Here is a 12,976-nt window from a genome sequence, read left to right as displayed (position 1 = left end):
TCAGTGAAGCGGCTAGCGCGGTGCGGCGACGTCTTACCGGGCCGTTCGCACCGCCAGTCGGGCCAGGCGGACCGCGCGCTTCGCGGCGGGCTTGCCATTGGTCGAGGCGACGGTGGTGGAGGTGACGGTCTTGCCTTCGCGGACGAGGAGCCGGTGGGTTACTCGTGTGGCCTGTCCGTCGACCAGGACGCCGGTCACGGCGAATCGCTGGTCTCCGAGACCGAAGCGAAGCTTCTTGGTGGTGAGCGCCGCGTCATCGCTCGCGCCCGCGAGCATGCACGCAGAGTGCGTCTTCACGCTGTCGGCCACGTAGTCCGAGGCGTGACGGACAGAGCGGAAGGACAGTGCGATGATCACCACATCGGGCTTGCGCCGGGTGGGATCTCGCCGCGTGCCAGCCGGGACATAGTCGTCGGAACGAAGCTGCGAACCGGCATAGGGCTTGCCCCACGAGCAGTCCCTCCGGACAGCAGGGACGACCCCGCTTGCCCCACCGGGAACTGAGCCACCAGCGAAGTGTGGGTAGACCTCGGCGACCTGCTCGATCGTCGGCACCTGAGGGCTCCGCGCTGCGGATGTGGCAGTCGCGTGTGCGGAGAAAGGGGCGGTGATCGTGGCGGCGGTGAGGGCTACCCCTCCTGCCAGGTGACCGAGACGACGAGCCATGGGAGCAGCCTCCCAGCGTCCCGGCAACTGGGCAGTCGATTCCCTCAACTCGCAACCCCTTCGAGGGTCTAGGCACTCGCGTACACGAACAAGTCCTCAACGGGCACCCGATCTGTCGGCTTGCAGCTGACGAGCGCGCCCCCTCAGCGACGAGCGTCGTCGTCCGCGCGGGCAGGCTGAGGAGAGGGACGCAGCAGCCCGCGGAGGTAGAGGCCTAGCGGTACGCCGAACAACGCCATCGCCACGACAGCGAAGCGTGACGCGTCCGGGCGGTCCGTGTGCGGCGTGCCGTCCAGCCACCACGTGCACGTCGTCCCCGGCGGCAGCCACGTGCGCTCGGCTTCACCCCACCGGGACGAGGCCCCGCCCAGGTCGCACATCAGTGCTCGGTCGCCGGCCAGCACGAGCCAGCCCACGACGAGTGCAGCCGAGGGCGGCGAGCACGAACGACGACCGAACGAGCCAGCGACCGCGATAGGGAGGCGTCGGAGGCATGTTCGGAACCCTACGAACATGCCAGAGGGGGGAGGATGGCGGTATGCGGAGCCAGGCGGAGCGGGACCAGCAGACGATCCTCATCGCGACGTCGTTGGCCATCTTCTTCGGGATCCTGCTGGCCGCGTTCCTCTGTGCCGTCCTGGCGGCCGCGATCAGCGATCTGTCCCTGCCGGAGCGTGCGGCCTCAGCGCTCGGCGTCGGGACGGTCGTCCTGGCCGGAGTCGCGAGCGTCGCCCACCTGGTTCGTCACCGGCGCTCGTGACCCCCCGGAGGTGTGAGTCCGGTCAGCGCGGTGCCGGCGTCGCGCCGAGGTGCTTGGCCACGATGCCGCAGAAGTCGAAATCGGGCTCGAGCGAGGGGAACGACCCGCGGGTGAACCGGTGCAGGATGGTCTCCTCGCCCACGGGTTCGCCGCCCGGGACGCCGTCGCCGAGGGTGTCGAAGCGCTGCACGCGGACCAGCTTGCCGCGGTCCGCCACGACGACCCGGCCGCGGCTGGTCCGCATGACGAAGGGTGCGCCCGTCTCGATCGAGACGAAGTCCCACACGGTGCCCTCGACGTGCCGGGCGCGCACCTCGCGGACGTGGCCGTCGCCGGAGAGGTACATCTTCTTGCCGTTCGCGGGGTTCGAGATCGTCTCGCGCCAGTGGTACCGGTTGTTGGCGAGGAACGCCTGCCGGTCCGAGCCGGGCACGATGTAGTTCTTGTACCGGCCCCACTGCCTGCCCTCGACGTGGAAGAGGAAGCCGCACTCGTCGTCGTCGAACTCGTACGGGTCGTCGTAGGTGCCCTGGTCGTAGACCTCGAGCCCGCCGCGGTGGGCCTGGCTCGGTGGCGCGACCAGCAGACAGCTGGCCAAGGCGACGATGCACGACAGGACGAGACCTCTGACCATGAGTCCATTGAGCGCGCCCCCGCGCCCGTTGTCATCCGTCAGACGCGGTAACCAATAAAAGACAGGCTTGACTGTTTGTTGTCCCCGCCACGATGCTGGGCCGGTGCCCCCGTCCGCCCCGCCCCGCGTCCCGCAGGGCGAGCGCACCCGGGCGATGCGGGCGCGGCTGCTGGACGCGACGGTGGAGTGCCTGGTCGAGCGCGGGTTCGCCGGCACCTCGACCACCCTGGTCTCCGAGCGGGCCGGCGTCAGCCGAGGGGCGCAGCTGCACCACTTCCCGACCAAGAACGCCCTGGTCGTCGCCGCCGTCGAGCACCTGACCGAGGTACGCGGCGCGGAGCTGGCCGCGGCGGCGCGGGCGCTGCCCGCGGGCGAGCGGCGTACCCGTGCGGTGCTGCAGGTGCTCGCCGACCACTTCACCTCGCCGGTCTTCACCGCGGCCCTCGAGCTCTGGGTCGCCGCCCGCACGGACGCGACGCTGCTGGAGGCGGTCGCCCCGCTCGAGCAGCGCGTGGGGCGCGAGACGCACCGGCTGACCGTGGAGCTGCTCGGCGCCGACGAGTCACGCGAGGGCGTCCGCGAGCTGGTGCAGGGCACCCTCGACCTGGTGCGCGGCCTCGGCCTGGCCGCCACCATCACCGACGACACCCGCCGCCGCGGGCGGATCCTGGACGAGTGGGCGGTCGTGCTCGACGCCGCCCTCCGCGACGACCGCGAGGAGCCGGCATGACCCTGCTCGACGACCTGCTCGGCGACCTCCGAGCGGAGGGCGACGCACTCTGGAACGCGGTCGCCGGCCTCGACCGGGACGGCTGGGCGACGCCCACCCCCGCGCCGGGCTGGACCGTGGCGACCCAGGTGGCCCACCTGACCTGGACCGACGAGGTCGCCGTCCTCGCCGCGCGCAGCCTGGACCCGGCGAAGAAGACCGCGTGGGATGCCGTCGTGGAGCAGGCCGCCGCCGACCCGCACGGGTTCGTCGACTCCGGCGCCCACGAGGTCGCCCGGCTGGCGCCGCGGGCGCTGCTCGCCCGGTGGGGGACGGCACGGACCGACCTCGTCGAGGCGCTGCGCGCCGTGCCGGACGGCGCCCGGATGCCGTGGTTCGGCCCCCCGATGTCGGCCGCGTCGATGGCGACCGCGCGGTTCATGGAGACCTGGGCGCACGCGCTCGACGTGTACGACGCCCTCGGGATCGAGCCGGAGCGCACCGACCGGGTCCGCCACGTCGCCCACCTGGGCGTGCGCACCCGCGACTTCGCCTACGCGGTGCACCAGCAGACGCCGCCGGCCGAGCCGTTCCGCGTCCAGCTGGTCGCGCCGTCCGGGGAGACCTGGACCTGGGGGCCGGAGGACGCGACCCAGTCGGTGACCGGGTCGGCGTACGACTTCGGCCTGCTGGTCACCCAGCGCGTCCACCGTGACGACACCGACCTCGTGGCCGTCGGCGGCGACGCGGCGCACTGGCTGGGCATCGCCCAGGCCTTCGCGGGTCCGGCCGGCGAGGGGCGGTCGCGGCGATGACGGACCTCCTGCGGATCGGCAACTGCTCGGGCTTCTACGGCGACCGGATGTCGGCGATGCGCGAGATGCTCGACGGCGGGCCGCTCGACGTGCTCACCGGCGACTACCTCGCCGAGCTGACCATGCTCATCCTCGGCCGCGACACGATGAAGGACCCCTCGCTGGGCTACGCGAAGACCTTCGTGCGCCAGCTCGAGGACTGCCTCGGCACCGCGCTCGAGCGGGGGGTGCGGATCGTCAGCAACGCCGGCGGCCTGAACCCCGCCGGCCTCGCCGACAAGGTCCGTGAGGTCGCCCGCGGTCTCGGGCTGGACGTCGCGGTGGCGCACGTGGAGGGCGACGACGTCCGGGCCCTCTCCTTCGAGGGCGCGCTCACCGCCAACGCCTACCTCGGCGGCTTCGGCATCGCCGCCGCGCTGACCGGCGGCGCCGACGTGGTCGTGACCGGGCGGGTCACCGACGCCTCGCTCGTCGTCGGGCCCGCGGTCGCGCGGTTCGGCTGGGCGCCCACGGCGTACGACGAGCTGGCCGGCGCCGTCGTCGCCGGGCACGTGCTGGAGTGCGGCGCCCAGGCCACCGGCGGCAACTTCTCGGGCTTCCGCAGCCTGCGCCACGACGGCACCCCGCTCGGCTTCCCGCTGGCCGAGCTCGCCGCCGACGGCTCGTGCGTGGTCACCAAGCACGACGGCACGGGCGGCGCGGTCACCGTCGACACGGTCACCGCGCAGCTGCTCTACGAGGTGCAGTCCACGCGCTACCTCAACCCCGACGTCACCGTGCACCTCGACTCCGTGCGGCTCGACCAGGCCGGCCCCGACCGGGTGTCGGTCTCCGGCGTCCGCGGCGAGGCCCCGCCCGAGCGGCTCAAGGTGTGCGTCAACGAGCTCGGCGGCTACCGCAACAGCATCGAGCTGGTGCTGACCGGGCTCGACGTCGAGGCCAAGGCCGACTGGGTGCGCGAGCAGCTCGCGCCGGCGCTGACCGCCGAGACCGTGCACTGGTCGCGGGTCGCGGCCCCGCCGTACGACGCCGACACCGAGGAGGGCGCCTCGACGCTGCTGCGCTGCACGGTGATGGACCCCGAGCCCGGGCCGGTCGGCAAGGCGTTCACCGGCGCCGCGGTCGAGCTCGCGCTCGCGTCGTACCCCGGCTTCACGATGACCGGCCCGCCCGCCGCCCCCACGCCGTACGGCGTCTACCGGCCCGAGTACGTCGACCGCGACGCCGTCACGCACACGGTCGTGCACGCCGACGGCCGCCGCGAGGTGGTCGCCGACCCGGGTGCGTACGCCGAGGTCGACCCGCGGCTCGGCCTGCGCCCCTCGCCGTACCCCGCCCCGCCGGACACGCTGACCCGCCGGGTCCCGCTCGGCACCTTCGTGCACGCGCGGTCCGGCGACAAGGGCGGCGACGCCAACATCGGGCTGTGGGTCGTCCACGACGGGTCGGACCTCTACGAGCAGCGGGTGACCTGGCTGGCGAAGCTGGCCAGCCCGCGCAAGCTGCGCGAGCTGCTGCCGGAGGCGGCCGACCTCGACATCGAGGTGTACGTGCTGCCGAACCTCGGCGGCGTCAACATCCTGGTCCGCGGCCTGCTCGGCCGCGGGGTCGCCGCGTCCGCGCGGTTCGACCCGCAGGCCAAGGGCCTCGGCGAGTGGCTCCGCTCGCGGATGGTGCACGTCCAGGAAGGACTGCTCACATGACCAACCGGGAGGCGATGCTCACCAAGCTCGCGGACCTCGACGCCGAGCACGCCAAGGCGGTGGCCGGCGGCGGGGAGAAGTACGCCGAGCGGCACCGCGCGCGCGGCAAGCTGCTGCCCCGCGAGCGGATCGAGCTGCTCGTCGACGAGGGGTCGGCGTTCCTCGAGCTCTCGCCGCTGGCCGGCTGGGGCTCCGACTTCGCGGTCGGCGCCAGCGTCGTGACCGGCGTCGGCGTCGTCGAGGGCGTCGAGTGCGTGATCACCGCCAACGACCCCACGGTCAAGGGCGGCGCGAGCAACCCGTGGACGGTGCGCAAGATCTTCCGCGCCGCGCAGGTGGCCGAGGAGAACGGCCTCCCGACGATCTCGCTGGTCGAGTCCGGCGGCGCCGACCTGCCCACGCAGAAGGAGATCTTCATCCCCGGCGGGAAGCTGTTCCGCGACCTCACCCGCGCCAGCGCCCGCAAGGAGCCGACGATCGCGCTGGTCTTCGGCAACTCCACGGCCGGCGGCGCCTACGTGCCCGGCATGTCGGACTACACGGTGATGGTCCGCGAGCAGGCCAAGGTGTTCCTCGGCGGCCCGCCGCTGGTGAAGATGGCCACCGGCGAGGAGTCCGACGACGAGTCGCTCGGCGGCGCCGAGATGCACGCCCGGACCTCCGGCCTGGCCGACTACCTGGCCGAGGACGAGCTCGACGCCATCCGGATCGGCCGGCGGATCGTGGCCCGGCTGAACTGGCGCAAGGGTCTCGATACACGCCGCTCGTCCCTCGCGGCGCACTCGACCACCGGGAGCACCGAGCGCACCTACGCCGAGCCGGACGCGGACCCCGACGAGCTGCTCGACCTGGTGCCGGCCGACCTCAAGGAGCCGTTCGACCCCCGCGCGGTGATCGCGCGGGTGTGCGACGGCGTGAGCGAGGGCAACGCCGTGGTCTTCGACGAGTTCAAGCCGCTCTACGGCCCCTCGCTCGTCACCGGCTGGGCGCGGATCCACGGCCGCCCGGTCGGCATCCTCGCCAACGCGCAGGGCGTGCTGTTCAGCCAGGAGGCGCAGAAGGCGACCCAGTTCGTCCAGCTCGCCAACCAGACCGACACCCCGCTGCTGTTCCTGCACAACACCACCGGCTACATGGTCGGCAAGGAGTACGAGCAGGGCGGCATCATCAAGCACGGCGCGATGATGATCAACGCGATCAGCAACTCGACCGTGCCGCACCTGACGGTGATCCTCGGGGCGTCGTACGGCGCGGGGAACTACGGCATGAACGGCCGCGCGTACGACCCCCGCTTCCTGTTCACCTGGCCCTCCGCGAAGTCGGCGGTGATGGGCCCGGCGCAGCTGGCCGGCGTGCTCTCGATCGTGGCGCGGGCGGCGGCCGAGGGCCGCGGCCAGGCGTACGACGAGGAGGCCGACGCCGGCATGCGCGCCTTCATCGAGCAGTCCGTGGAGGAGCAGAGCCTGCCGTTCTTCCTCTCCGGGATGCTCTACGACGACGGCGTCATCGACCCGCGCGACACCCGCACCGTCCTGGGCATCTGCCTCTCCGTCATCGAGACCAAGCCGATCGTCGGCACCGACCGGTTCGGGGTGTTCCGCCCATGATCGTCAGGCTCCTCGTCGCCAACCGGGCCGAGATCGCCAGCCGGGTCTTCCGCACCTGCCGCCGGCTCGGCATCGAGACCGTGGCGATCCACTCCGACGCCGACGCGGCGCTGCCGTACGTGGCGGAGGCCGACCTCGCCGTCCGCCTCCCCGGCAGCACGCCCGGCGAGACCTACCTGCGCGCCGACCTGGTCATCGAGGCCGCCCGGCGCGCCGGTGCCGACGCCGTGCACCCGGGCTACGGCTTCCTCTCCGAGAACGCCGACTTCGCGCGCGCCGTCCTCGACGCGGGCCTCACCTGGGTGGGCCCGGCGCCGGACTCCATCGACCGGATGGGCGCCAAGATCGAGGCCAAGCGGATCATGCAGGCCGCCGGCGTGCCGGCGCTCGAGGCTCCCGCGGAGCCCACGGACGCCGACCTCCCGCTGCTGGTCAAGGCGTCGGCGGGCGGCGGCGGCCGCGGCATGCGCGTCGTCCGTGCGCTGGCCGACCTGCCCGCCGAGCTGGAGCGGGCGCGCGCCGAGGCGGCGTCGGCGTTCGGCGACGACACCGTCTTCGTGGAGCCGTACGTCGAGCGCGGGCGGCACGTCGAGGTGCAGGTGCTCGGCACCCCCGACGGCGTCGTCGTGCTCGGCGAGCGGGACTGCTCGCTGCAGCGGCGCCACCAGAAGGTCGTCGAGGAGTCCCCGGCGCCCGCCCTCCCCGAGGCGACCCGCGCGGCCCTGCACGAGGCGGGGCGCGCGGCCGCGGCGGCGATCGACTACCGGGGCGCGGGCACCGTGGAGTTCCTCTACGACCCGGTCCGCGACACGTTCTTCTTCCTGGAGATGAACACCCGGCTCCAGGTCGAGCACCCGGTCACCGAGGAGGTGCGCGGCGTCGACCTGGTCGAGCTGCAGCTCGCGGTCGCCGAGGGCCGGCCGGTCGACCCCGCCGTGGGCTCGACCGTGACCGGGCACGCGATCGAGGTGCGCGTGTACGCCGAGGACCCGGCGGCCGACTACCAGCCGCAGAGCGGGGTGCTCACCACCTTCGACGTCCCGGAGGAGCCCGGCATCCGGGTGGACGCGGGGTTCGCGTCCGGCTCCACCGTCTCCACCCACTACGACGCGATGCTGGCCAAGGTCGTCGCGCACGCGCCGACCCGCGAGCAGGCCGCACGGGCGCTGGCCGGGGTGCTGTCCCGGGCCCGGATCCACGGCCTGGTCACCAACCGCGACCTGCTCGTCGACGTGCTCCGCTCGCCGGAGTTCCTGGCCGGCGAGGTCACCACCGCGTTCCTCGCGGAGCGGACCCCGGTCGCTCCGGCCGCCGACGCCGGCGCCCCGGTCGCGGCGGCGCTCGCGCTCGCCGCCCGGGCCGGCGCCCGCCGTACCGTCCAGCGCGGCGTCCCCGTCGCCTGGCGCAACGTCACCAGCCAGCCGCAGCGCACGGTGTTCGCCGAGGCGGAGGTCTCCTGGTGGGGCGGCCGCGACGGCTACCGCGTCGACGGGTTCGAGGCGGTGGCGGTGGGGCCGGACGCGGTGACGCTGGAGGCGGGCGGCGTGCGGACGACGTACGCCGTCGCCGTCCACGGCGCCGTCGTCGAGGTGGACTCGGCGCGCGGGCACGTGCGGCTCACGCGGGTGCCGAGGTTCACCGACCCGGCCGACACGGTCGCGAGCGGCAGCCTGCTCGCGCCGATGCCCGGCACGGTCGTCAAGGTCGCGGTCGGGGCGGGCCAGCAGGTCGAGGCCGGCCAACCGGTCCTCGTCCTGGAGGCGATGAAGATGCAGCACACCGTGAGCGCGCCGCACGCCGGCACGGTCACGGAGATCAGTGTGTCCCCCGGGTCGCAGGTCGCGTCCGGGGAGGTCCTGGCCGTCGTGGAGCCAGCAGTCGTGGAGGAAGCATGAGCACCCAGTTCACCGAGTCCGAGGAGCGCCAGGAGCTGCGCAAGGCGGTGACCCGGCTGGCGTCGAAGTACGGCCGCGACTGGTTCACCGAGAAGGCGCGCGCAGGCGAGAAGACCACCGAGCTGTGGCTGGAGATCGGCCGCCACGGCTACCTCGGCATCAACATCCCCGAGGAGTACGGCGGCGGGGGCGGCGGCATCGGCGACATCGCGGCGGTCTGCGAGGAGCTCGCCGCGCAGGGCTGCCCGCTGCTGCTCATGGTGGTGAGCCCGGCGATCTGCGGGACGATCATCACCCGGTACGGCACCGAGGAGCAGAAGCAGCGCTGGCTTCCCGGGCTGTGCGACGGCACCGGCACGATGGCGTTCGCGATCACCGAGGCCGACGCCGGCACCAACACCCACAACATCACCACGACCGCCCGACGCGATGGCGACGGTTGGGTGCTGAAGGGCCAGAAGGTCTGGATCTCCGGCGTCGACGAGGCCAAGCACATGCTGGTCGTCGCGCGGACCGAGGACGCCCGCACCGGCAAGCTCAAGCCCTGCCTGTTCGTGGTCCCCACCGACGCGCCGGGCCTCGAGGCGCGGGCGATCCCGATGGAGATCGTCTCGCCCGAGCGGCAGTTCCAGGTCTTCCTCGACGACGTCCGGCTCCCCGCCGACGCGCTCGTGGGCGACGAGAACGGCGGGCTCGTGCAGCTCTTCGCCGGGCTCAACCCGGAGCGGATCATGGCCGCGGCGTTCGCGCTCGGCCTGGCCCGGCACGCGCTGGACCGCGCGGTGGCCTACGCCAAGGAGCGCACCGTCTTCCAGGGCCCGATCGGCGCGCACCAGGCGATCGCGCACCCGCTCGCGCAGTCGCACATCGAGATCGAGATGGTGCGGCTGATGAACCAGAAGGCCGCCGCCCTCGTCGACGCCGGCGACGACATGGGCGCCGGGGAGGCCGCGAACATGGCGAAGTACGCCGCCGGCGAGGCGGTCTGCAACGCCGTCGACGCCGCCGTGCAGACCCACGGCGGCAACGGGATCAGCCAGGAGTACGGCATCGCCGGGCTGCTGGTCGCCTCCCGGGTCACCCGGATCGCGCCGGTGACCCGCGAGATGATCCTCAACTACGTCGCGATGCACACGCTGGGCCTGCCGAAGTCGTACTGACCGGCCCGCCGAGTCGGCGTGAGTTGCACGCCGAGTCGGCGTGATGGGTACGCCGCCGGGCGTCGCCCGGGATAGTCCGGCACGTTCGGGTCGTCGATCATCGCGATCCACGACCGAAACGTGCCGGACTACCCACGCGAGCGTGCCCTGCCGGCGGCGCGCTGCTCCTGGCGATGATCGTCTCGGGGGTGGGCGCCCGTTAGATTGGGGCAGTGGGCCGAGTGATCGATGCCGTCGATCGCGGCCAGCAGCGTTTCCCGGTGCTCGGGGTGCCGCTCGCGGTCTACTACAAGTACCTCGACGACCAGGGCAACTTCCTCGCCGCGACGATCGCCTACTACGCGTTCATCGCGATCTTCCCGCTGCTGCTGCTGGCGACCTCGATCCTGGGCTTCCTGCTGCAGGGCAACCCCGACCTCCAGGAGCGGATCCTGGACTCGGCGCTGAGCCAGTTCCCGATCATCGGCGACGAGCTCGGCCGACCCGACGGGCTGCGCGGCTCCACCACGGGCGCGATCGTCGGTGGCCTGGTCGCGCTGTACGGCGCGCTCGGCCTCGGCCTGGCCATCCAGAACGCGATCAACCAGGCCTGGGCGGTGCCGCGCAACCGCCGCCCCAACCCGATCCTGCTCCGGCTGCGCAGCCTGCTGCTCCTGACCACCGCCGGCCTCGCGCTGCTCGGCCTGACCGTCGGGTCGGCCCTGCTGAGCCAGACCGAGGTGTTCGGCGAGCTCTCGTCCTACCGCTGGCCGATCGTCGTGGTCACCGTCGTCCTGGTGACCCTGGTGCTGGCGGTGCTGCTGCGGCTCGGCGCCGCACGGCGGCACCCGTTCCGCTCGGCGCTGCCCGGCGCGTTCGTGGTGGCGGTGCTGTGGCAGACGCTGCAGGTGATCGGCACGGCGTACGTGACCGGGGTGATCGCGGAGTCCGAGGGGATGGACGAGACCTTCGCAGTGGTCCTCGGCCTGATCGGCCTGCTCTGGGTGGCCGCCGTGATGGGCGTGCTCGGCATGGAGGTCAACGTGGTGCTGGTCCGCCGGCTGTGGCCGCGGGCCCTGCTCACCATCGTCACCGACCGGGTCGACCTCACCGAGGCCGACAAGCGGGCCTACGCGTCGTACGCGCAGATGCAGCGGCACAAGCGCTACCAGCACATCGACGTCACCTTCGGCGACCGGCACCGGCCGGCCCGCCCCGACATCTCCCCGGACGTCCCGCCCGCGCCCCCTCCGCGGGACGGCTGAGGGTCAGCGCAGCTTGGCGCGGAGCGCCCCCAGCACGTCGTCGCCGAGGCCGAGGCCCTGGCGGAGGTAGGCGTCCAGCGTGCCGTAGCGCGCCCGGACCGCGGCGTACGACGTGCGCAGGTAGTCGGCGTCGGCGACCAGCACCGGCGCGTAGACCTCGGCCTTGTCCGGCCCGAGGTTCTCGACGATCGTGTCCAGCACGGCCGCGCGGCTGGCGGCGGCGTACTCGTTGGTGAGCAGGTAGTCGGCCTCGATCACGTCGTCGGCCACCCCGGCGAGGTGCAGCAGCAGCGCGGCGGTCCAGCCGGTGCGGTCCTTGCCGGCGCTGCAGTGGAACAGGTGGGCGCCCTCGCCGGCCAGGATGGTCAGCACCCGGCCGAGCGCGGCGCGGGTCGCGGGCTCCTCGACGAAGCCGACGTAGACCCGCTCCATCATCGCGACGGCGGCCTCCCGGTCGGGGAGCGAGGACATCTGGTCCATCGGGATGCCGAGCACGTCGACGTGCTCCCACCGCGCGCCCGGCACCTCGACGTCCGGGTGCAGCTCGACCTCGTGCGAGCTGCGCAGGTCGACCACGCAGGTCACGCCGAGGTCGGCGATGGTGGCGGCGTCCGCGTCGGTCAGCCGCAGCTCGTTGGCACGGAAGAACACCCCGCGCCGCACCCGGCCGCCGTCGACGGTGGGGTGCCCGGCGCCGGTGCCGGCGACGTCTCGGAAGTTGTCGGCCGAGGCGAGTCGGACCAGCTCCTCGGCGAACCGCTCGGAAGTCACGCGCGCAGCCTAGAGGAGGGGGACGAAGCGGTAGGCGCCGTGCCGGGTCACGTCGGCGCCGTCGGGATGGATGACCACGCGCAGCATCTCGCCGCGCACCGGGACCACCATCCGGCCCCCGGGCACCACGAGCTGGTCGACGAGCTGCTGCGGCAGCTCCTGGGCCTCGGCGGAGACCAGCACCCGGTCGTACGGCGCGTGGCCCGGGTCGCCGAGGACCCCCGGCTCGGCCGGGCGCACCGCGGCCCAGGTGCGGCCGGTCCGGGCCACGTTGGCGGCGCCGAACGCCACCAGCGCCGGCACCAGCTCCACCCCGCGGACCTCGCCCCCGGGGCCGACCAGGTGCGCGAGCAGCGCGGTGGTCCAGCCCGAGCCCGCGCCGACGTCGAGCACCCGGTGGCCCGGCCGCACGTCGAGCAGCCGCAGCATCGCCTCGACGGTGCGCGGCTGCGAGCTGGTCTGCCCGTGGCCGATCGGCAGCGGCCCGTCGTACGCCGCGCGCCGCCGCTCGGCGCGGGGCAGGAACCCCGTGCGGGGGGTGGCGTCGAACGCGGCGGCGACCGGGTCCACCTCCTCAGCAAACCACGGACAGCCGGCCCGCGGCTGCGGCAGGATGCCGCGCATGATCCGGTTCCTGCCTGCCGTCGTGGTCTTCGTGCTGTGGGTCTACTGCGTCGTGGACGTCATCGGCACCCGTGACGACCGGGTCCGCCACCTGCCCAAGGTGGGCTGGCTGGTCCTGGTGCTGCTGTTCCCGCTGGTCGGCTCGATCGCCTGGCTGGTCGCGGGCCGGCCGCAGCGCGAGCGGCCGCTCACCCGCGAGCAGGGCGCGGCGCCGTCGTTCCCGGAGTACCACCGGCCCGGCCGCGCGGCGGCCGCGGACCCCGAGAAGGACGAGGAGTTCCTGCGCGGGGTGCGCGAGCGCGCCGAGCAGCAGCGGGCGGCGTACGAGGAGCAGAAGCGGCGCGAGCGCGAGCAGGCCGAGAAGACCGACCCGGAGGCGTGAGCCCGC

Annotated in this window: 13 protein-coding genes; 9 read left to right on the top strand and 4 right to left on the bottom strand. The window is 73.4% G+C overall.

Going from position 1 to position 12,976, the window contains the following annotated elements:
• Positions 1–33 precede the first annotated feature (33 nt).
• On the bottom strand, positions 34–555 hold the full coding sequence (locus H4O22_RS19795; RefSeq protein WP_182525003.1) for a hypothetical protein: 522 nt from the start codon (positions 553–555) through the stop codon (positions 34–36).
• A 649-nt stretch (positions 556–1,204) separates the two neighbouring features.
• On the opposite strand from H4O22_RS19795, the gene H4O22_RS19790 reads away from it, so the two are divergent.
• On the top strand, positions 1,205–1,426 hold the full coding sequence (locus tag H4O22_RS19790) for a DUF6332 family protein (RefSeq protein WP_182525002.1): 222 nt from the start codon (positions 1,205–1,207) through the stop codon (positions 1,424–1,426).
• A 22-nt stretch (positions 1,427–1,448) separates the two neighbouring features.
• Here the strand turns inward: H4O22_RS19790 and H4O22_RS19785 are convergent, their stop codons facing one another.
• Positions 1,449–2,024 (bottom strand): hypothetical protein, encoded by a 576-nt coding sequence (locus H4O22_RS19785; protein WP_182525001.1) that lies wholly within the window; start codon positions 2,022–2,024, stop codon positions 1,449–1,451.
• Positions 2,025–2,163: 139 nt separating this feature from the next.
• Between H4O22_RS19785 and H4O22_RS19780 the strand changes: the two genes are divergently transcribed.
• From H4O22_RS19780 to H4O22_RS19750, 7 genes are all read left to right on the top strand, one after another.
• Positions 2,164–2,790 (top strand): TetR/AcrR family transcriptional regulator, encoded by a 627-nt coding sequence (locus tag H4O22_RS19780; RefSeq protein ID WP_319804093.1) that lies wholly within the window; start codon positions 2,164–2,166, stop codon positions 2,788–2,790.
• Positions 2,787–3,584, top strand: a complete 798-nt coding sequence (locus H4O22_RS19775) for a TIGR03084 family metal-binding protein (RefSeq protein ID WP_182525000.1) — start codon at positions 2,787–2,789, stop codon at positions 3,582–3,584. Before H4O22_RS19780 ends, H4O22_RS19775 begins: the two co-directional genes overlap by 4 nt.
• Positions 3,581–5,287: an acyclic terpene utilization AtuA family protein gene (locus H4O22_RS19770; protein ID WP_182524999.1), complete on the top strand. Its 1,707-nt coding sequence runs from the start codon at positions 3,581–3,583 to the stop codon at positions 5,285–5,287. Before H4O22_RS19775 ends, H4O22_RS19770 begins: the two co-directional genes overlap by 4 nt.
• A complete protein-coding gene (locus H4O22_RS19765) occupies positions 5,284–6,894 on the top strand; it encodes an acyl-CoA carboxylase subunit beta (RefSeq protein WP_182524998.1) in 1,611 nt (536 codons plus the stop codon). Before H4O22_RS19770 ends, H4O22_RS19765 begins: the two co-directional genes overlap by 4 nt.
• Positions 6,891–8,789, top strand: coding sequence for an ATP-binding protein (locus tag H4O22_RS19760; protein WP_182524997.1), 1,899 nt, complete (start codon positions 6,891–6,893; stop codon positions 8,787–8,789). Before H4O22_RS19765 ends, H4O22_RS19760 begins: the two co-directional genes overlap by 4 nt.
• The gene (locus H4O22_RS19755) at positions 8,786–9,949 is read left to right on the top strand and encodes an acyl-CoA dehydrogenase family protein (RefSeq protein WP_182524996.1); all 1,164 of its coding nucleotides are present in this window, start codon (positions 8,786–8,788) and stop codon (positions 9,947–9,949) included. The genes H4O22_RS19760 and H4O22_RS19755 overlap by 4 nt, the downstream gene beginning before the upstream one ends.
• A 212-nt stretch (positions 9,950–10,161) precedes the next feature.
• Positions 10,162–11,193 carry a YihY/virulence factor BrkB family protein gene (locus tag H4O22_RS19750; protein WP_182524995.1) on the top strand — a complete coding sequence of 344 codons (1,032 nt, stop codon included), beginning with the start codon at positions 10,162–10,164 and terminating at the stop codon, positions 11,191–11,193.
• A 3-nt stretch (positions 11,194–11,196) separates the two neighbouring features.
• Here the strand turns inward: H4O22_RS19750 and H4O22_RS19745 are convergent, their stop codons facing one another.
• Positions 11,197–11,964: a tyrosine-protein phosphatase gene (locus tag H4O22_RS19745; protein WP_182524994.1), complete on the bottom strand. Its 768-nt coding sequence runs from the start codon at positions 11,962–11,964 to the stop codon at positions 11,197–11,199.
• Positions 11,965–11,973: 9 nt separating this feature from the next.
• On the bottom strand, positions 11,974–12,588 hold the full coding sequence (locus tag H4O22_RS19740) for a protein-L-isoaspartate O-methyltransferase family protein (protein WP_182524993.1): 615 nt from the start codon (positions 12,586–12,588) through the stop codon (positions 11,974–11,976).
• On the opposite strand from H4O22_RS19740, the gene H4O22_RS19735 reads away from it, so the two are divergent.
• Positions 12,587–12,970 carry a PLDc N-terminal domain-containing protein gene (locus H4O22_RS19735; RefSeq protein WP_182524992.1) on the top strand — a complete coding sequence of 128 codons (384 nt, stop codon included), beginning with the start codon at positions 12,587–12,589 and terminating at the stop codon, positions 12,968–12,970. The two genes, H4O22_RS19740 and H4O22_RS19735, sit on opposite strands and share 2 nt — an antisense overlap.
• The last annotated feature ends 6 nt before the right edge of the window (positions 12,971–12,976 follow it).

Origin of the sequence: Nocardioides dongkuii, assembly GCF_014127485.1 — a bacterium.
Lineage (GTDB): Bacteria > Actinomycetota > Actinomycetes > Propionibacteriales > Nocardioidaceae > Nocardioides > Nocardioides dongkuii.
This window is presented reverse-complemented; position numbering and strand designations above follow the sequence as displayed.